Here is a 19346-nt window from a genome sequence, read left to right on the forward strand (position 1 = left end):
GAGGTTTTTTTGCAATTTGACTACATCATTATTGGTGCCGGCTCTGCCGGCAACGTACTGGCAACACGACTGACGGAAGATCCCAATACCACCGTTCTGCTGCTCGAAGCGGGCGGCCCGGATTACCGTTTTGACTTCCGCACCCAGATGCCTGCCGCGCTGGCGTTTCCCTTGCAGGGCAAGCGTTACAACTGGGCGTATGAAACCGAGCCCGAGCCGCACATGAACAACCGCCGTATGGAGTGCGGTCGCGGCAAAGGGCTTGGCGGCTCATCCCTGATCAACGGCATGTGCTACATCCGCGGTAACGCGATGGATCTGGACAACTGGGCAACTGAGCCGGGTCTGGAACACTGGAGCTATCTCAACTGCCTGCCCTACTACCGTAAGGCAGAGACCCGTGACGTGGGGCCAAACGACTACCACGGCGGCGACGGCCCGGTGAGCGTGACCACCTCTAAACCCGGCGTAAACCCGCTGTTTGAAGCGATGGTAGAAGCCGGTGTGCAGGCGGGCTACCCGCGTACTGACGACCTTAACGGCTATCAGCAGGAAGGCTTCGGCCCGATGGACAGAACCGTGACGCCGCAGGGCCGTCGCGCCAGTACCGCACGCGGCTATCTGGATCAGGCGAAATCACGCCCGAACCTGACCATTCGCACCCATGCCATGACCGATCACATTATTTTTGACGGCAAACGCGCGACAGGCGTCGAGTGGCTGGAAGGCGAGAGCACGATTCCGTCAAAAGCGACGGCCAGCAAAGAGGTGCTGCTGTGCGCCGGGGCGATTGCCTCTCCGCAGATCCTGCAGCGCTCCGGCGTGGGTAACGCGGAACTGCTGAAGCAGTTTGACATCCCGTTGGTACATGACCTCCCGGGTGTGGGTGAAAACCTGCAGGATCACTTAGAGATGTACCTGCAGTACGAGTGCAAAGAGCCGGTCTCTCTCTACCCTGCCCTGCAGTGGTGGAACCAGCCGAAGATTGGCGCGGAATGGCTGTTTGGCGGCACCGGCGTGGGAGCGAGCAACCACTTTGAAGCGGGCGGGTTTATCCGCAGCCGCGAAGAGTTTGAATGGCCGAATATTCAATACCACTTCCTGCCGGTCGCCATTAACTACAACGGGTCGAACGCGGTCAAAGAGCACGGTTTCCAGTGTCACGTTGGCTCCATGCGCTCACCAAGCCGCGGGCATGTACGGATTAAATCACGCGATCCGCATCAGCATCCGGCAATCCTGTTCAACTATATGTCCCACGAACAGGACTGGCAGGAGTTTCGCGATGCGATCCGCATCACCCGTGAGATCATGCACCAGCCGGCGCTGGATAAATACCGTGGACGGGAAATCAGCCCGGGCATTGAGTGCCAGACCGACGAACAGCTGGACGAGTTTGTGCGTAACCACGCTGAAACCGCCTTCCACCCGTGCGGCACCTGTAAGATGGGGTATGACGAAATGGCCGTGGTCGACGGCGAAGGTCGCGTTCATGGGCTGGAGGGATTACGCGTGGTGGATGCGTCCATTATGCCGCAGATCATCACCGGCAACCTGAACGCCACCACCATCATGATTGGCGAGAAAATTGCCGATGCCATTCGCGGACGCGAGCCGCTGGCGAAGAGTACCGCGGCATATTATGTCGCCAACGGTGCACCGGTTCGCCTGTAACGCAGTTTGCTAAGCAGCCCCTCTCCCAACGGGTGAGGGGCATATTTTACAGACGAAACGCCTCCAGCTTTTTACGCTGCCGCCCTTCCCCGTCAAAATTCGCTTCAGCCAGCCAGGCGCGGAGTTCGGCATCCCGCTGTGGCCATTCGCCATCAATGATTGACAGCATGTCGCTGTCGCGGTTGCGCCCTTTGCGCACCAGCTTCTGACGCAGCCGGCCTTCCCAGACAAACCCCAGCCTTTCCGCCGCATTACGCGAGGCAGTGTTCATTGAATCGCACTTCCACTCCAGCCGACGATAGCCATGCTCGAATGCATTCCTGAGCAGCAGCCATACGGTTTCCGTGCCGAGGCGGGAGCCTTTCATCTTGCGTGACCAGGTGACGTGGCCGATCTCCACCGACCCTTGCATGCGCTCTATTGCCATATAGCTCACCAGCCCCACCGCTTGCCCGGTACGCAAATCGATGACGGCGTACGGCACCAGTTCATCATCCAGTACTTTGCCAAGGACCCATTCTGCGGTGTCTTCAACGCTCACGGGCTGGGTGCTGACAAGCCACGTCCAGTCGCTGTCGTCCCCCAGCGCATAGGCCTCATACAAATCCGCGGCGTGGCGTTCGGCATCCAGCGGCTCCAGACGACAATACTGACCGACGAGCGGAGTGCGGGTTAACGCACGGGCGCATTTCCAGTCGGGGACGATATCGTTAACAGTTTGACCATGTTGATTAAGCTCGGGCACGGCGTTGACTCCCGGAAGGATAAGGGTTTTGTTATAGCAGGTTAAAAAGCGGACGAAAAGAGACGCGGCGTATTGCCTGCAGGGGAAAACGGGAGGGAGTGGCGTTTGCACGCCAGGATGACAGCGGTACGCCGGGTAAGACGTCGCCCTACCCGGCAAAGCATTATTTCAGCAGCTTCACCGTAGCGTCGATGTCGATCTCATCTTCCGTGAAGATCATCGTCGTATTCTGGAAGGTGGTGATAGCCAGCTTCTTCACCGTGCGCATTTCACCCGGTTTTTTGTCAGACTTGGGTTTGATGTTGTTCATCAGCAGCCCCACGGACAGTACCGCATTCTCTTTATCGATGCCGGTATCTGCTGGCTCTTCTTCGCTGAACACCACAAACGATTTGATCGAGGTGAGCTTCACGCGCTCGCCTGCGATATAGAGGTGTTTGCTTTCCGGGATCACCTTCACCGCATAGGCGGAAAGGCCTTTGTTGTTGGTTGTGGGCTCGAAGGTCACCGCTGCGTCTTTCTTAATCAGATCAGGGTTGGCGACCTTAATCACATGAAAATAGCGGTTGTCACCGTTTTCATCTTTGATAAATCCAAAGCCTTTATCTTTAAACCACGTTGTGATTGTACCGTTCATCGCTGTTACCGCCTGTCAGATCTCTAAGACTAAAGTTTTGCAGCGCGCAGTGTAATCCACAATGGCTGAGGAGACAAAAAAAAGCCCCTGCACGGGGGCAGGGGAAAACTCATGTCAGAGCTTATTAGTATTTAGTTGAACACCATACCACCGTCAATCAACAGGGACTGACCGGTCATGTAGTCGGAATCTGGCCCGGCGAGATAAGAGACGCAGGCGGCCACATCTTCGGGTTCGGACAATCTGCCAAGCGTAATGCGTTTGGCAAACGTTTCAGTGCCGTAGCCGAGCGGTTTACCCGCCGCTTCGGAGACCTGGCGGTCAATTTCCGCCCACATCGGCGTTTTGACGATGCCCGGGCAGTAAGCGTTAACGGTGATCCCTAATGGCGCAAGGTCACGTGCCGCCGTCTGGGTTAACCCGCGTACCGCAAACTTACTGGAACTGTAGACCGCCAGTTCAGGGTTCCCGGTATGGCCTGCCTGGGAACAGGCGTTGATGATCTTGCCGCCGTGCCCTTCTTTACGGAAGGCGTCAATGGCAGCCTGGATACCCCAGATAACCCCTTTGACGTTGATGTTGTAAACTTTGTCGACAATTTCCGGGGTGATCGACTCAATTGGCGTGGAAGGCGCGATCCCGGCATTGTTGACGATCACGTTGAAACCGCCCAGCGCAGTGCGGGCTTTTTCCACCGCTGCAAACACCTGCTCGCGGCTGGAGACATCCACCTTCACGGCGACGGCCTTCCCCCCATTGCGAGTGATCTCATCGGCAACGGCTTTTGCCGTCTCTTCGTTGTAATCCGCGATGGCGACGGCAAAACCGTCTTTCACCAGGCGAAGCGCAATCGCTTTACCAATCCCCTGGCCTGAGCCTGTTACGAGAGCAACTTTTTGCATTTCTCTGTCCTTATATTGATTCACAAAATCTGGCTGAGATGGAGCTGGCCCATCAGCAGCGGGTTATCGCTATAGTCGACGGGAATGGCGACCACGGCCGGGCCATCGACATCCATTGCAGCACGCAGCGTAGGCTCCAGCGCATCCGCGCTCTCGACGGCAAAGCCTTTCGCCCCAAAGGCATCGGCATAGACTTTGAAATCGACCGGGCCGAACTCTACGCCGGAAAGGCGCTGGTATTTTTTCTCTTCCTGGATCGCCACCATGTTGTAGGCGTTGTCCACCCAGATGATGTGCAGCACATTGGCGTTAAGACGCACGGCGGTTTCCAGCTCCATGCTCGACTGCAGGAAGCCGCCGTCACCGGACACCGAGACCACCTTGCGGCCAGGATTGACCAGCCACGCACCAATCGCCCACGGCAGTGCAACGCCCATGGTCTGCTGACCGTTAGAGATCATGACCTGACGTGCGCGGAAGCTATAGAGATAGCGGGCGATCCAGATGTGGAAGCTCCCCATATCAACGGTAAGCGTAACGTCGTTATTGACGATGTCCTGCATGGCGCGCACGATGCGCAGCGGATGCAGGGCAAACTGATTGAGCGAGGCGCCTCGGCGATCGAGCAGATCCCGTTGATGCTGACGATCGACCAGGATTTCTGACGCGCGCGCGCTGAGCTCCAGCTTGTGGGCGATCCGGCTCGCGAGCAGGTTCAGCGTTTCGGCGATGTCCCCCACCAGCTCGAGGTCAGGCACATAATTGCGTTCTTCATAGGCAGGCAGCACATCGATATGCACCAGCGTGGCGTCGCCGCTGTTCCACATGGACGGTTCGTATTCCACCGGGCTGTAACCGATGCAGATAATCAGATCCGCCAGATGCAGCAATCTGTCGCCTGCCTGGTTGTTAAAGAGGCCGACACGTCCGGCAAAGCGGGTGAAATGTTCCTGATTCACCGCCCCGGCCGCCTGATAGGTACTGGTGACCGGGATGCGGCTTTTCTCCAGCAGCTTACGCAGCGCGGCGCTGTTGGCAGGCTGGCTGGCCATCAGGCCCAGTAAAATGACCGGATTTTTGGCTTTTTCGATAAGCTTCGCCACGTCGTTAATGGCGGATTCCGGTGCTGGCCCCATTTTGGCAGTACTGCTGCCCGGCAAAATCGCGCCCGTGGCGGGCTGGTCGACAATATCCTGCGGCAGGCTGACGAACGCGCCCCCAGGCCTGCCGTGCTCGGCAGCGCGAAACGCGTTCGAGACCACTTCGGCAATCGCATCCGGTGAACTCACCTCTACGGCGTATTTCGTCACCGGGCTGAACATGGCGACCGTGTCCATGCTCTGATGCACCAGCTTCGCTTTATCTGCCCGCTTCACGGCACCGCCCAGCGCGACCACCGGGTCACCCTCACTGTTGGCGGTGGCAATCCCGGTGATCAGGTTTGAGCAGCCCGGTCCGGAGGTGACCAGCGCAACACCGGCCTTGCCGGTGAGGCGCCCTACCGCTGCGGCCATAAACGCCGCGTTCGCTTCGTGGCGCACGGGAATGATTTCGATGGAGGAATCGAGCAAGGAATCAAACACTTTGTCGATTTTTGCACCCGGAATACCGAAAACCTGCTTCACGCCCTGCGCTTCCAGCTGGCCTACGACCATATCGGCGCCATGCGCCCACTGACGTGCCTGTTTATCACTGTTCACGGTGGTTCTCCTGTTAGTTTTCGACGGAACGGATTGCAGCATCAAGGTTGCTGGGGTGAAGGTTGGCCTGTAAAAATGCGCTGTCGGCAGGCAGGTCGATCATCAGTTTGTGAATTTCACCGAAGGTCAGCACGCCGCTCTCCAGCTGGTAGTCGAGCAGGTGCCCGCCGCCCTGACGATCGTCGGTGATAAAATGTTCGTGATATCCCGCGACGTTAATGCCCTGCATATGCTGCGGCGTGCGGAACCCGACCAGTACCCCTTCTCGCTGGTTAAAGCGGAACACCGGCTGGTCGTCCAGCACGTCGGTCATCGCACGGTATGGCGGCTTTTGACGCGGAACGGTACGGGTGTGGGCGTGGCGGAAATTACCGTCGATGCGTAACGCACAGAACAGGTTATCGGAGGGGATTTGCTGGTCGATCACGTCATGGATCTGCTGACGGCTGACCGGCGCATCGAAGGTTTTGCGATACTGCGGCTGGAACCAGGTCATCACCGCAAACGGTGTTTTTTGCTCCGGCTTCGCGGCACGGGCACTCCCGTCGGCGCGCAGCTGATACACCTGGCTGCTGAAGGCAATCATTTCGCCATCCAGCTCGTTGAACGTACCCAGACCAAAATCGCCGTGCGCAAGCAGATCGGCGATAGTGGTATCCCCCTCGTACACGCCGCTTAACAGGGCGCTCATTAGCGATGTCTGATAGATCACGCTGTCAGGATGCTGGGCAGAAAACCCACGCAGGGTCTCGCACAAACTGGCCTCACAGTCGCATGCAGATGAATGCACCATCATGCTCGTCCTCTTCAACTTTATTTAGAAAGGTTAAATAAATGTTGACCCGATTCAGCATAGAGTTCCAATATAGAATCCATGCTGGTTTGAGACGTTTTTGATATGGAACTTCGTTATCTGCGGTATTTTGTCGCCGTTGCACGTGAGCGACACTTCACCAAAGCGGCCAAAGCGCTGGGTATTTCACAGCCTCCTCTGAGTCAGCAGATTAAACGGCTCGAGGAAGAAGTGGGCACGCCGTTATTCAGACGCCTGACGCGAGGCGTGGAGCTGACTGAAGCGGGAGAAGCCTTCTATGAGGACGCCTGTAAGATCCTGGCGCTGAGCGACGCCGCGCTGGAGAAAGCCCGGGGCATTGCCCGCGGGCTGAACGGCAGTCTGTCGATTGGGATCACCAGTTCAGACGCCTTTCACCCCAAAATCTTCACCCTTATTCGCCAGTATCAGCTGCAGAACATGGCGGTGAGAGTGCACCAGGTAGAAGCCAATATGTCTTCGCTGACGGCGATGCTGGCGGAGGGTGAGCTGGATATCGCGTTTGTGCGTCTGCCGTGTGAGAGCAGCAAAGCGTTTGAGCTAAAAATTCTCGACCGTGAGCCGATGGTTGTGGCGCTGCATCGCGACCATCCACTGGCGAAGTGTGGATCGCTGGCGCTGGACCAGCTTCGTGATACGCCGGTCGTTTTGTTCCCGCAGGAGGTCGCGCCAGGGCTGTACGATCGCGTTTACGGCTGCTGCGAGCGGGCCGGAATTGACGTGCAGCACACGCTGCAGTCTTCGCAACTTTCCTCTTCCCTGAGCATGGTGTCCGCTGGCGGCGGGTTCGCCCTGGTGCCGAAGTCGATGGCCGCCATTTCGCCCCCCAATGTGACCTACCATGCGCTGACATCACCGGAGCTTTATACCGATATCGCGCTGTGCTGGCGGCGTTTTGAACGTTCGCGGACGGTGAAACGGTTTCTGGCGATGCTGAGTGAAGGGTAATGGCGCGGCGTTGCTTGCGCCCGCTAAGGCCTTTCTGGAAGCCGCCTCGCAAACCTGCAAGTAACCCTGTGTAATTCAGGGTTACTGCTTTTCTTACTCTCCTCCCGGCCGTAAAGTGCCTGCGTTGCGGCACATCCGCAACCGGGCGTAGGAACCCGCATATCACGATACGACAATTATTTTGTCGCGGCAGCGCTCATCCCGTTACACTACGGTCGCGCTGGCGGAGCAACCGAAAGGTTGGCCGTTTTTGTCGTGTGCGGTATTCCTACCTCCGTCAGCGCTACCACCCATGAGCGTAGGAACTTATTGGATGGTCTGGAGTTTTTTTAAAATGGAAAATCACATGACAACTGTCCCTTCCCTGTCTTACGCGCTCTCTGAAGAAAGCGCTATACACCATCTGATTCATCTACAACTGCCTGAATCTGCAGATCTCTTCGAACTGGCCGATGCCTGCACCGCGTATGTAAGCGTGCTGGTAGAAACCGACGATGCGGTCACTCATGCAACACTGTGCACGCGTTTGCTGGCAGTCCTTAAACGCCTTCGCGCGCGTTGTGATTCTGCCCTCCCGCCTTATCTGGTCGAACAGCTGATTGCAGGAGAGAAGATTGTCTCCTGCGTTCCGGACTGCTGGCAGGATACGTCGCTCCAGGTGGACTATGCGCTGGCGTTAACGCAGGCGGTAATGGGCGGAACATTGCCTGCAAACGTGGCAAAAGAGCTGACCGGTCTGCTACATGATATGGTCTGGCTGCTGGCGGAGTTCGTCAAGGAGCCGTATATCACGGCGCACTAAGGCCAGAGCTTAAGGGCCGAAATCCAGCTGGTCTGTGAGCCAGAATTTCGGCCTTAATAATATAAAAAACCCATGCAGACGAAGGGTTAAAGTACTGAGATAGCCTCGTCCAGCCAGCCGGGAAGCGTTTCTCTGTACCAGTTCAGGTACAGCTCAAAATCTGTTTTGTTCCGGTCATAGAGCAGGGACATCACCTCTGACACAATCCATGCTTTAGCAAGGGTTATTTCCGTCGCTAGCTGTCGGGCAGGCATATGCGGATAATGCACGCTGTAACGCTCCGCAAGCTGTAAAATGCTTTGCCTGGAGCCCATCCCCTTTACCAGCGGGGCGAGGTCGATAGCCGGACTGCCCGTGCCAAACCTTTCCCAGTCAAAGAGAACCCACTCTCCGTTTTCTCTCCTCCCCCAGTTACCGGCATTGGTATCCCCTGAGATTAAACATTTCTGCCGAAACAAAACGCTGCCCGCTTGCTGAAAACAGCGCATCTGGTGGGCCGCGCGGTCCGGTAATCTCAAAAGCGCCAGTGATTTTTCAAGCGCTTTCTCGGGCCAGGAATGAGGGTGATACACCCAGGTTGGATCTGGTGGAGTGCAATGAAGATGAGAAAGGCATTTCAATATGTCATCCCCCGACACCTCATCCTGAGACACTTTTCCAGGGATATATTCCAGCCTTAACCGGCGTGGATGTGGATCGGCAGACAACAGCGTCGGCGTTTTGATTCCCCTGCTGTTGAGCTCTTCCGCCGCATGCTCGTAGAAAGCGTATTCCACAGGGCTAACAGGGCATTTATCTATGACTTGCTGACCATATTGATCCACCAAACGCTGCACTTTTGCCGCACCCATTTGGGATAAATTCTCCGCAGACATACATGACTCCCTGTGTCAGGTTTGGCTTTAAGGGATAAGTGTAGTGTGATGCGGAGGGATCAGGGGCATTGCGTTTTACGGGCAGTGTTGCAGGTTGTGGGAAGGTCCGCTTAGAGCGAAGAGCGGAAGCTGGCTCTTGTACAGACAGCCAGTACAATGGTAGACAAATTCAGCCCCCACGACGGAGAGTGTTCAAAGGCCTCTACTGACGCCCCAATATGGCTTTACCGCCGTCTCCGACTGATGAACATGTCAATGTCATCGAAGATATCGGCGCGAGCCAGATCCCGGAGTTTGTAGACCCGTTTTTCTGATTCATTGCTTTTTGAGCGAACTGAAGTAAGGCCGTAGAAGTAAAACAGTACCGCTGGCAGATAGGGCATTTTCTCGCGTTAGCGGAGGTCATCACTCTGCTTAGATTCAGCATATGACGTCAGCCGATAGTGTGACTGTACCAGACCCGAAGGGAAGCTACGGCTGGATAATAGCGTCAAATCGATATCATGGGGCAGCACTCCGAACAGCGGCTTTCCCGAACCGAGCAGGACAGGAACAGTAGTGATAACGATATCGGCGACCAGACCTTCGCGAAGGAACGACTGTATTAACTGCCCACCATCGATATAGGCCCGGTGCACGTTCTTCTCCATTAGCTCAGTAAGAGCCTCCCTTGGCGTGCCGCATGAAAACTGCACTTTACCCTTTAGCGCCTCGGGCACGGGGGTACCGGTTAGCTGCCGGGAAAGCACCAGCACGGGTCGATCATAAGGCCATTCGTCAAAAGTCAGCACCTTCTCATAGCTGCCTCGCCCCATAATGATCCATTCTTTGTCCGCGATGAATGCGGCATAGCCATGATCTTCTGTCGGGTCATCGCGCTTCAACAGCCAGTCGATATCACCATCCTGTCGAGCGATATAACCATCAAGACTGACCGCGATGAAAACATGTGTGGTGACCATCACGTGCTCCGTATTCAGGTTGCATATATCTCATTGAGTTTAGCAATGTTAGCGATATTGATATGCTGCGATAAAGTCACATCACAATGTTAGCAACATCTGCTCCAGGCACGCAGCGAGCTAGTTACCTTAGGTGAATGTCCGCTAGCGGACATTCCAGTTGCATCACGTCTGGGCTTTACGTTGCGACCAGGACGGAGCGGGAATATAGGGCAAGTTCACAGCTGCGATATCGCATCCTGGGTGCCACCGTGCGCGGCGATAAACATGGCGACGGCCGACCGACAATATAATTCGATTTCGTTGTCGTCCTCTGCTCTGGCCTCATCGAAGCGCGCGATAATCAGAAGGTCAGAGCCTTTGAAAAGCGCGGCAAACAAGCGAGCGGATTGAAGAGGATCGGGAACGTTCAGAAGCGCTTTCTGGTGCAATTGCCGTAAAAGAGCTTCGATTTGGGCGATGACATGAGCGGGGCCAGCTTCATAATGGAGCTTGCTTAACGACTTTTGATTCGTCTTGTCAGCCATGACCATGGCTTCGACGCTACTCACGTCGGGCCTCAACAACGTGCGCAGCAGTAATGATCCCACCGCCATCAGTTGATCTTCAACCGAACCGTCAACGCCTTCAAGAAGGGACTGTGGTGCAAACAACTGATGACAACCGGCCACAATGGCCGCACTGAAGAGTGCCTCCTTGTTCTCGAAGTGCCGATAGATGCTGAGTTTGGATATCTTCGCTCGCTGGGCGACTTTGTCCAGGGTCGTCGCCTGAAATCCCAATTCTACGAATAGCTCGGAGGCGGCCTCGACGATTGTCTGGCCAAGCGCCTCGTTGACAGGCCGGCCCCGCCGGGTCGGGTTGTTTTTATTGGTCACTATAAATACAGTCCTTGACAGTATCGTAATTATTTAATTACGATACCATGCAGTTTCATAAATTTGCAAGGTGCGCCAGAGCTAGCACATCTCCTTACATCCTCAACACGGAACTCATCACCATGAATGACGTCATCATCATCGGAGGCAGCTTTGCCGGTCTTGCCGCCGCCCTGCAGCTTGGCCGTGCCCGTCGCAAGGTTACGGTCCTCGACACTGGCCGGCAACGTAATCGCTTTGCTGCCCGTTCACATGGTGTGCTCGGCCACGATCACAAGCCGCCACAGGACATCCTGGCCGAGGCGCGGCAGCAACTGGCACGCTACCCAACGATCAAGCTCGTCAACGCTCGCGCCGAAAGCGTATCTGGCACCATCGACGATTTCTGCGTCGTCACGGACGATAACGAAAGCCTGCGGGCGCGCCGCTTAATTCTGAGCTATGGCGTCGCTGACCAGATGCCTGATATTCCCGGCTTTGCCGAAAGCTGGGGGACATCCATCATACCATGCCCCTATTGCGACGGCTTTGAAGTCGCCGACCAGCACTGGGGCCTCATCTGGTCTGGCGTACAGTCGCACAATCAGGTCAGGCTCTTCCACGACTGGACAAACAGATTGACTGTCTTTGGCAACGGTCACGACATCAGTCTCGACATACGGGCCGATCTGGCCACCCGCCAGGTACCTCTCATTGATGGCAGGATCACTGAAATCGAACCTCACGGAAGCCATAGTGCCACCATCAGGATCGAATCCGGCCCCGATGTTTCAGTCGATATTCTGTTCGCGCATCCGCGGACCAGGCCGTCCGCAAGCCTTCATGATGCACTGGGCCTCGCCACGGTCAATACGCCAACCGGCATCGCCCTCAAGACCGACGAGCGCCGCGAAACCAGCATACCTGGCATCTACGCCGCCGGTGACCTTGCCAACCCCGGTATCCCCTCGGTCACTACGGCAGCATGGCAAGGCACGATGGCGGGTATCTTCGCTCAGCAGTCGATGCTCAGTTGAGCGCAGGCAGCATCGTTCATCCAGTTCAATTTACTGTAGACAGGAGTGCCGCCATGGCCGCGATAAAACCATTTAAACCTCTGGACGAGAAATTTCCGTTTGACCGCCAACTAGGCGTCGCGGTCGCACCTCTCGTGCTAATCAATCTCTTCGCGGTCTTGGATCCCGCCGACGAAGTAGGCTTCCTGGACGCTTTCAAGGCAGCTGCCGAGGTCATAACGAAGCAACCGGGCTTCATTTCTATGCAATTACATCGGGCGATCGGCGATAGTCCGACGTACCTGAACTATGTAGTGTGGGAATCCACCGAGGCGGTTCGCGCGGCCTTCACTGATCCCGAGTTCCTCGCGAAACTTCCAGCATATCCTTCATCCGTCGTAGCCAGCCCTCATCTGTTCCAGAAGGTCGCCGTCCCCGGCTTCTGCACAGCTTGACTCCGGAAATATAGTAAAGCGCGCCCCCCTAACTGAGCCGTAAGGTCCGCTACGAGCGAAAAGCGGACCTACTGATGTTCATGATATGACTAACCGCGCAAATCAAAGCGAGATTTTTGAAAATCGCGGTACACTTCCTGATTAGTAAAAGCTGGAAAGGTGGCTTTCTGGGCTGCTGATTTTACCGCTTCGCAATATGCTTTATTACCGTCGCTAGTTGATATGTTTAAAGCCTTACCATTCTGAGCAAACTCTATGTGTAATCGACACTTCTTCCCTTTCCAGTTTTGTGGGTCAGCCAGTTTTGCATTTATCGCTGCTCTGATCGCCCGCGCTTGCGCGCCCCATTCATCCTGATCGTCCCAGTAGCCAGAACCGCAATTAGCCCTTGCAGTGGTTTTATGGCATCCGGAAGGTTTTAATGGCGTGCATCCCGTTGCCAGACTGGCAACAAATGCCAGCATAAAAAATTTCCTTACCATTTCATTCGCTCTCACTCCCTGCACCCTCACTCCATTAAATTCGTTATGTACATTGATAGATTATTCCGCCATCACAAGTACATTTTCAACTGCCCATTCTGGCGATGACGAGGTCGTTATTAAGCAGTTACTGGCTCCCTTTTGATAACCTCATGGAGTTTTTCAATGCCCGCCTCTTAAGCGCTCTCAAAATGCCGATTATTGCGAAATTCGGCAGAGGGTAGTTCCGGCAATAAGCACTAGCAGTCTCACGCCTGAACGACTTGATGATGCTCTTAGAATGACGCCAAAACAGCGGCAACGCCATATAAGCCAATACCAAATGCAATGTGTGTAAGCAGGCTTAACAGACGCGAAAGCCATGGATGAGGTGTACGTGAGGCCGCGATACCAAAGCCAAACGCGGGTTGCAGCATCAAAAACGGGGCAGTTAACGTTATTAAGCCTGTCAACACGCCAATTAACAGCGAGGGTTCTTGGAGCCAGAACTTTCCGTCAAGTGAAAACGGGATAAACGCAAAAAATATACCGGTAAGGTAATGGAATATCCAGCCAGTAAGCATCTCTCCATGTATCTGCGGCGATGAAAGAATGGTGTGATGACTGAATTTCCCCTTAGGGAGGAGTAAAACCCAGCGCCCAACCAAAGCATAATTCAATGGTGGTATTTTCAGAATGTACTTCTGAAAAAGTGACCACAAATCCATAACCAGCGTTGCGCCAATTCCCGTGATGATCGTTTTGAAAATAATATCCAAAGTCCACTTCCTTTTATCAGTGAAATGATAAGCTGATAATCAGTGTGCAACTTAAAGTGCGGTTTAAGTCAACAATGAAAGAACTGGATATCAGAGAAGTCGCCAACCTTACGGGAGTTACACCATCGGCGTTGCGATATTACGAAAAGAAAGGGCTTATTAAACCTATTGGTCGTAATGGCCTTAGGAGGCAGTACAACGAGATTGTGGTCAATAAATTGCAATTAATCGCTCTGGGACAGGCAGCAGGTTTTTGTCTTGATGAGATTGCCGACATGTTCAGTGAAGACAACAAACTCATACTCAACAATGTTCTGCTTCTTCAACGAGCAAAGGAGATCGACAGTACCATCCGCCGGCTCCAGTTGTTAAGCCAGGGACTGAAGCATGTTGCTTGCTGTTCGAAAAGCGTGCATTCCGAATGCGAGGAGTTCAAAAAAATTGTCTCAAAAGGACTTCGGCTCGTCATATAAATGACGATTAACGAATCGGGCACGCCTCATGATATCAGGCGGATTAACAAAAGAGTTGTGAAGTCTCCAGCAGCAAAAAGTGGACGACATTACCAGTGGAAAGCATCGCTGTTAATATCTGGACAGTTCATGCTCACCCCCGTGTGACATTTTTCATAGACAATTAAGAAGGGCTATTCATGGCTGCTGTTGAGGAATTGAAAGTGAAGTATCCAGGTGCAAATGCCTGGCAAATGGGTGACAGCCCGGAACTGGCCAGTGAGCTTGCGGATCTGATTAAAAAAGGGATCAAAACAGCCTCTTGCGGATCTTTTGCCTCTTATCAGCAGGAAGAGCCTGCGCCGAAAATTGGGAGCTATAACATTATCCTTGATGGCCAGAGCATCCCGGTCTGCGTAATCAGGCTGGTTTCAATGCGACTGGTTCGTTTTTGTGATGTTACTGAGGAGTTTGCCCGCAAAGAAGGTGAAGGCGATTTAAGCCTTGAATACTGGCAGAAGGAACATCAGCGGTTTTTCACCCGCGAAGGGTATTTCTCTGAAGAAATGGAGCTAATTACAGAAGAATTTGAAGTGGTTGAACTACTGTAAGATGAGCTAAACGATCTTGCGTTCAATCCCCTGCCCTTTATAACAACTCCCGCTTCTGGCACAAAGCGGACCGACATAAGAGCCGCAAGGTTTGCTAAGAGCGATAGGCGACCCCACAAGCTTACAATAAGCGTGGAGTAATGCTGGCATTTCAGGTCACTCCGTCGGCTGGCTTAACTCACCCCACTTGAGATCCAGAAATCGTTTTCTGCGGTGCGCTCCTGGAACCTTATCCGCTCTCCGCTTCAGGTGTCCCCTGATGGAATACCCGTTTCCATTGCCCGCTCCCGGCCCGCTCCCAACACGAAGAACGCAAAGTCGGGCGAGTGCCGTCTGCATTGAATGTCCTGTAGTGCAATATCGCGACATCCTCTCTTATTTGGATGAGCTGAAAGTCGCTGCTGAGAATGGTCGGGATAACTGTTTCGGCAGAAAGTGCCTCTATTGTCTGCGAACGATCGATCAACACACCTGATCGTGTCATTTCCCTGAACTGGTCGTGAAGTATCTGTTCAAGCCATTCACGATCGTTGCGCCTGCTGCCATGAAGCGTGCGCTCCAGCGTTTTCAACTGTTCCAGAAGCATGGCATTTACCCTCATTCAAATTCGACTGTCAGTTTCATGGCCATAAATGTTTTGCGGCAACTCGTCCGCCAGCATGTGAAGTGTCGTCTTCAGCCATTTGGTTGCCCCTCTCTGGCCACTGCGTTTATGCGAGTAAATCTTTACTTCAAACGGGCTTATGGTGAACGGCAATGAAAAAATCTGAATACTGGCAGCATGTTTCAGCTTCTCAGCAGCAAAACGGGGAATGGCCATTAGCAGGTCACTTTCCGCAACGATAAACGGGGCACTCAGCATGGATGGCGTCTTAAGCGCTATCTGCCGCGTATACCCCAACTGCTCAAGCCGTAAATCCAGTACCCCCTGCTTTTCGTTCCAGGGGGTTATCACCAGATGCCGTGCGGCAAGATAATCTTCCAGCGTCAGCTGTGTTCGGCGGGTATTGCTGATGACAACATACTCATCCTCAAACCAGTTTATCTCGTCCAGTTCATTGTGACGGATATCGTCGGGTGTACTGAATCCCAGCGCCAGATCCACTTCTCCTGCCAACAGTTCGTTCAGCGCCGGGCTGTGTGGCAAATAACGTAAATCAAAGCGCAAGCCAGGCGCTTCCTGCTGCAGTCTCTGCATCAACGTCGGGAAAATGCACAACGCGGTAAAGTCCGTAATCGCAATCTGGATCCGCTCCGTGCTTTCGCAAGCCACGAACGCCGGTTGTACAGTCAGCTCCTGATTGAGAAATTTCAGTGCTGATGCAATAGACGGCGCGAGCTGGGTAGCATACACGCTTGGGCACATCCGGTGGCCTTCCCGGTAAAATAGCGGGTCATTGAGCGCAATACGCAGTCGGGACAGCGCGTGGCTCAACGCAGAGGTGCTCATCGCCAGTTCATCCGCGGCGAGGCGAACGGAACAGTGCCGATAAATGGCGTCAAAAATGAGCAGCAGGTTTAAATCAAGACGTCGTAGCGCTGGATGCATAATATTCATCATGGGGTGATTTCATTGCACTTAATTCTTCCGACAATACCCCCTATGCTTAACGCCATCAATAACGATGCCTTGCAAAAAAGACAGGAAAACATATGAGTATCAGCCTTCGCCAGGCCCGCCCGGAAGATGCCTCCGCTATTTACGATATGATTTATGAGCTGGCGGTTTACGAAAAAGCCCCGCAAGAAGTGGTCACCACACCGGATGAGATTCGCGAAACACTCTTTGGCGACGGCAGCCATACCGAAGCATTAATCTGCGAGATTGAAGGGAAAATCGCCGGGTACGCCGTGTTCTTCACCAGCTACTCCACATGGCTTGGACGTAACGGTATTTATATGGAAGATTTGTATATTTCCCCCGATTATCGCGGCAAGGGCGCGGGAAAAGCGATGCTGAAGAAAATTGCGCAATATGCCGTGGAACGGCGCTGCGGACGCCTTGAATGGAGCGTACTGGACTGGAACCAGCCCGCAATTGATTTTTACCTCAGCATTGGCGCATTACCTCAAAACGAATGGGTACGGTATCGCCTGGAGGGTAACGCGCTGTTGAACTTTGCCGAATAACGCGACCGTGTTGCAGCAAATTGCAGATGCAGGCTGCTTCTGTTGAGGGGCAATCATGTTCGCGTTGAGGGGAGTATCAGGAATACATTGATCAGGCTTCGGGCCTGTTCAGCCGCGGCGCGTTCGTCGGTGGAGTATTTCTTCGACATAATGGTCAATGGCAATATTGTGCTCACGGCTCACGCGCGAAATGAATATGTGCAAAAGCGCCAGCGATGCGTGGAGTGTGACTGCGACCAGATTGTCGAAGTCTTTCTGAGTGAAACGGTCATTCCCCTTCAGTGTCGAATGCTGGAGCAAGGTGTGGGCCGTGATCTCGAGGACGGCTCGCCTGTAATCGCTCGACAGCAGGACATCCAGATCGGTCTGGCGAAGATCAAACGTGAAGTTAAAACTGACAAATCCGGAATCGACCGGCAAAGAGTAGGTCAGTCTGTCACCCTGTTGCTCAACGTACGGTTCATACCCCTCCCCCATCAGCCGTTGCGCCTGCATATCGCCCTCTCTTCTCTTCCAGGCGCCAGGCACACGTGTTGACCAGGGAGCGTCGCCGCAGGATTAAACAAGTGTTTCACCCGCTTTGATTGATTGACTGATAAAGGGCGCGGGCTTTCCAAAGAGATATCCTTGTGCCAAATCACACCCTAAACGTTGAAGGCACAACAGTTGATCATTGGTTTCAACGCCTTCAGCAATAATTATCATATCAAGGCATTTCGCCATGCCGACCATTAATTTTGCGATGGTCTGAGTTTCTTCATCCGTGGATATTGTTCGCACAAAAGATTTATCGATTTTTATTTTATCAAAGCCTAACTGAATCAATCTTGAAAGGGAGGAATAGCCCGTACCAAAATCATCAATAGAGATTTTTATGCCCAGCACTCTGAGCGCCATAAGGATTTCGATGGGGGTTTCACTGTCGGTAAACAGCGAAGATTCCGTCACTTCCAGTTCGAGTCGGGTCGCGGGCAACCCCGTTTCGGCCAGCACTGCGCGTACTGTATCGACAAAATTCATACTGCTTAACTGCACCGGAGACACGTTGACAGAGATCCTTGCCGGCACCTTCCATGTCGTCGCTTCCTTGCAGGCGATTTCAAGCGCGGCTTTGCCTATCTCATGGATGAATCCCGTTTTCTCTGCTACCGAAATAAAATCATCCGGCGCAATGATGCCCTTAACGGGATGATTCCAGCGCAGAAGGGCTTCATAGCCATATATTTCAGTGGTGTACGAATCAACAATCGGCTGATAGTAAACGACCAACTCTTTATTTGCGACTGCCACTGATAAATCACGCTCCAGGGTTCTGCTTTCCTCGAGCTTTTGCAGCATAATGCGGCGAAACACTTTGATCATGTTTAAGCCTGCACGTTTAGCTTCATACAGAGCCAGATCGGCAAACTTATAAAGGTAATCTGAACGTCGTTCTAACTCTGAAACAACAATACCGACGCAGGTACCAATGGTGACGTTAGAGTTACCTATTATGTAAGGCTTTTTAATGCACTCACAGATTTCCATGGCCAGATTAACGGCACTTTCTTCCGTCAGCTCATGAGACAATAATGCAAACTCGTCGCCCCCGAGGCGATAGAATGTATTTGTTTCGTTGCTCATGGAGGATAACCGGTGCGCAACCTCACGCAATAACAGATCGCCGGCATCGTGACCAAAGCTGTCATTGACTTCTTTAAAGCGATCGAGATCAAACAACATGACCGTGACTGGCCTGTGTATGCGGCTCGCTATCGAGATGTTATTAATAAGATCATCCCAGAAATAAAGCCTGTTTTTAAGCCCCGTCAACGAGTCATGGTAAACGTCATACGCCAGTTTTTTATTCTGTTGCTGGAGTATTTCCTTCGATTTCTGAAGTTCATTTGCCAGGCTGGTAACCTGTCGGTGAGTTTTAAGTATCTTCCTGTTCTGGCAGACGTTTAAAACACCCAATATCGCACTTAAAATAATCAGCAGAACCGAAAGGCCTGAATAGATACGATACAGGTTTTGTATATTCTGGTTTGTCTCGTTGATGGAGTTAACATCATTGGAGAGTGCACTGGATGAAAACTGGCTAAGGGCGGAATCAAGCGCATACATTTTCTCAAGATAATCAGCAAGTTGAGCGCGACTCATCCCTTCCAGATGATGATCAAGGTAATCAAGCGTTTCATGCAGGTTTTTTGCCAGTGCATTATGGTTTTTATTCGACTTTACATATTTCCCTAAATCGCCTTCTTTCAGTAACTCGCGCTGGCTAAGCATGATCTCCAGCCGCATGCGGAGATCGTCCATGGTGATATCAGGATTATTGTCAGAATAACGGCTGATCCACGACTCCAGCCTGTAGTATTCTGAAACCATCTGAGAGACAGACCAGGAGTCCTTATAATGGTTGAGTTTTTGCAGATCCTCCTGCCGCTCATGCAAAAGAAATGAAATATACCCGGTTGTAATGAATAGGAAAAATATAATGCCTACCAGGATCCTGTTCATGCATTT

Annotated in this window: 22 protein-coding genes and 1 pseudogene; 8 read left to right on the plus strand and 15 right to left on the minus strand. The window is 53.2% G+C overall.

The genetic code is table 11. The features are described 5' to 3' along the window. Window positions 1–9: 9 nt before the first annotated feature. The gene (gene betA, locus BJP35_RS10050) at window positions 10–1674 is read left to right on the plus strand and encodes a choline dehydrogenase (protein ID WP_020885039.1); all 1665 of its coding nucleotides are present in this window, start codon (window positions 10–12) and stop codon (window positions 1672–1674) included. A gap of 46 nt (window positions 1675–1720) precedes the next feature. Here the strand turns inward: betA and BJP35_RS10055 are convergent, their stop codons facing one another. The 5 genes from BJP35_RS10055 to budA all read right to left on the minus strand — a co-directional run bounded on the left by BJP35_RS10055 (window position 1721) and on the right by budA (window position 6451). Further along, window positions 1721–2419 (minus strand): GNAT family N-acetyltransferase, encoded by a 699-nt coding sequence (locus tag BJP35_RS10055; protein ID WP_014169054.1) that lies wholly within the window; start codon window positions 2417–2419, stop codon window positions 1721–1723. Between the two features lie 163 nt (window positions 2420–2582). After that, a complete protein-coding gene (locus BJP35_RS10060) occupies window positions 2583–3056 on the minus strand; it encodes a cold-shock protein (RefSeq protein ID WP_014169053.1) in 474 nt (157 codons plus the stop codon). A gap of 131 nt (window positions 3057–3187) precedes the next feature. After that, window positions 3188–3958 (minus strand): (S)-acetoin forming diacetyl reductase, encoded by a 771-nt coding sequence (locus tag BJP35_RS10065; protein WP_020885040.1) that lies wholly within the window; start codon window positions 3956–3958, stop codon window positions 3188–3190. Between the two features lie 20 nt (window positions 3959–3978). Further along, window positions 3979–5658, minus strand: a complete 1680-nt coding sequence (gene alsS / locus BJP35_RS10070; protein WP_020885041.1) for an acetolactate synthase AlsS — start codon at window positions 5656–5658, stop codon at window positions 3979–3981. 13 nt (window positions 5659–5671) lie between these two features. Beyond that, window positions 5672–6451: an acetolactate decarboxylase gene (gene budA, locus BJP35_RS10075; RefSeq protein ID WP_025204708.1), complete on the minus strand. Its 780-nt coding sequence runs from the start codon at window positions 6449–6451 to the stop codon at window positions 5672–5674. Between the two features lie 105 nt (window positions 6452–6556). Here budA and BJP35_RS10080 point away from each other — a divergent pair, with 105 nt between their 5' ends. Both BJP35_RS10080 and BJP35_RS10085 read left to right on the plus strand, forming a co-directional pair. Next, window positions 6557–7438 (plus strand): LysR family transcriptional regulator, encoded by an 882-nt coding sequence (locus BJP35_RS10080; protein WP_020885043.1) that lies wholly within the window; start codon window positions 6557–6559, stop codon window positions 7436–7438. 346 nt (window positions 7439–7784) lie between these two features. Then, entirely contained in the window at window positions 7785–8240 is a 456-nt protein-coding gene (locus BJP35_RS10085; RefSeq protein WP_025204709.1) for a hypothetical protein, read from the plus strand. Between the two features lie 86 nt (window positions 8241–8326). Here BJP35_RS10085 and BJP35_RS10090 read toward each other — a convergent pair whose 3' ends face one another. From BJP35_RS10090 to BJP35_RS10100, 4 genes and pseudogenes are all read right to left on the minus strand, one after another. Beyond that, window positions 8327–9115: a phosphotransferase family protein gene (locus BJP35_RS10090; RefSeq protein WP_063156288.1), complete on the minus strand. Its 789-nt coding sequence runs from the start codon at window positions 9113–9115 to the stop codon at window positions 8327–8329. A gap of 224 nt (window positions 9116–9339) precedes the next feature. After that, a pseudogene (locus BJP35_RS24205) lies at window positions 9340–9457 on the minus strand (IS3 family transposase); the annotation flags it as partial. A gap of 50 nt (window positions 9458–9507) precedes the next feature. Continuing rightward, window positions 9508–10077, minus strand: coding sequence for a dihydrofolate reductase family protein (locus BJP35_RS10095; protein ID WP_047955208.1), 570 nt, complete (start codon window positions 10075–10077; stop codon window positions 9508–9510). Window positions 10078–10295: 218 nt separating this feature from the next. Continuing rightward, window positions 10296–10955 (minus strand): TetR/AcrR family transcriptional regulator, encoded by a 660-nt coding sequence (locus BJP35_RS10100; protein WP_202815572.1) that lies wholly within the window; start codon window positions 10953–10955, stop codon window positions 10296–10298. A 122-nt stretch (window positions 10956–11077) separates the two neighbouring features. Between BJP35_RS10100 and BJP35_RS10105 the strand changes: the two genes are divergently transcribed. Further along, window positions 11078–11971: an NAD(P)/FAD-dependent oxidoreductase gene (locus BJP35_RS10105; RefSeq protein WP_044867057.1), complete on the plus strand. Its 894-nt coding sequence runs from the start codon at window positions 11078–11080 to the stop codon at window positions 11969–11971. Between the two features lie 53 nt (window positions 11972–12024). Further along, the gene (locus BJP35_RS10110) at window positions 12025–12405 is read left to right on the plus strand and encodes an antibiotic biosynthesis monooxygenase (RefSeq protein ID WP_063156290.1); all 381 of its coding nucleotides are present in this window, start codon (window positions 12025–12027) and stop codon (window positions 12403–12405) included. Window positions 12406–12494: 89 nt separating this feature from the next. Here BJP35_RS10110 and BJP35_RS10115 read toward each other — a convergent pair whose 3' ends face one another. Beyond that, window positions 12495–12869, minus strand: a complete 375-nt coding sequence (locus BJP35_RS10115) for a cell envelope integrity TolA C-terminal domain-containing protein (RefSeq protein WP_032681460.1) — start codon at window positions 12867–12869, stop codon at window positions 12495–12497. Between the two features lie 293 nt (window positions 12870–13162). Further along, entirely contained in the window at window positions 13163–13639 is a 477-nt protein-coding gene (locus tag BJP35_RS10120) for a DUF2938 domain-containing protein (RefSeq protein ID WP_179193655.1), read from the minus strand. Between the two features lie 80 nt (window positions 13640–13719). Between BJP35_RS10120 and BJP35_RS10125 the strand changes: the two genes are divergently transcribed. Both BJP35_RS10125 and BJP35_RS10130 read left to right on the plus strand, forming a co-directional pair. Then, window positions 13720–14118 (plus strand): MerR family transcriptional regulator, encoded by a 399-nt coding sequence (locus BJP35_RS10125; protein WP_047956205.1) that lies wholly within the window; start codon window positions 13720–13722, stop codon window positions 14116–14118. 179 nt (window positions 14119–14297) lie between these two features. Continuing rightward, window positions 14298–14708: an ASCH domain-containing protein gene (locus BJP35_RS10130; protein WP_025204715.1), complete on the plus strand. Its 411-nt coding sequence runs from the start codon at window positions 14298–14300 to the stop codon at window positions 14706–14708. 229 nt (window positions 14709–14937) lie between these two features. Here BJP35_RS10130 and BJP35_RS10135 read toward each other — a convergent pair whose 3' ends face one another. Together BJP35_RS10135 and BJP35_RS10140 are read right to left on the minus strand one after the other, a co-directional pair. Next, window positions 14938–15294: a DUF4440 domain-containing protein gene (locus tag BJP35_RS10135; RefSeq protein ID WP_044859766.1), complete on the minus strand. Its 357-nt coding sequence runs from the start codon at window positions 15292–15294 to the stop codon at window positions 14938–14940. A gap of 15 nt (window positions 15295–15309) precedes the next feature. After that, window positions 15310–16269 carry a LysR family transcriptional regulator gene (locus BJP35_RS10140; RefSeq protein WP_020885050.1) on the minus strand — a complete coding sequence of 320 codons (960 nt, stop codon included), beginning with the start codon at window positions 16267–16269 and terminating at the stop codon, window positions 15310–15312. A gap of 92 nt (window positions 16270–16361) precedes the next feature. Here BJP35_RS10140 and BJP35_RS10145 point away from each other — a divergent pair, with 92 nt between their 5' ends. Next, entirely contained in the window at window positions 16362–16838 is a 477-nt protein-coding gene (locus BJP35_RS10145) for a GNAT family N-acetyltransferase (RefSeq protein ID WP_014169039.1), read from the plus strand. Between the two features lie 108 nt (window positions 16839–16946). Here BJP35_RS10145 and BJP35_RS10150 read toward each other — a convergent pair whose 3' ends face one another. Both BJP35_RS10150 and BJP35_RS10155 read right to left on the minus strand, forming a co-directional pair. Further along, window positions 16947–17333 carry a hypothetical protein gene (locus BJP35_RS10150; protein ID WP_040016881.1) on the minus strand — a complete coding sequence of 129 codons (387 nt, stop codon included), beginning with the start codon at window positions 17331–17333 and terminating at the stop codon, window positions 16947–16949. Window positions 17334–17396: 63 nt separating this feature from the next. Then, on the minus strand, window positions 17397–19340 hold the full coding sequence (locus BJP35_RS10155; RefSeq protein ID WP_032681463.1) for a bifunctional diguanylate cyclase/phosphodiesterase: 1944 nt from the start codon (window positions 19338–19340) through the stop codon (window positions 17397–17399). Window positions 19341–19346: the final 6 nt, after the last annotated feature.

The sequence above is a fragment of the Enterobacter sp. J49 genome, from assembly GCF_002148625.1.
GTDB lineage: Bacteria > Pseudomonadota > Gammaproteobacteria > Enterobacterales > Enterobacteriaceae > Enterobacter > Enterobacter ludwigii.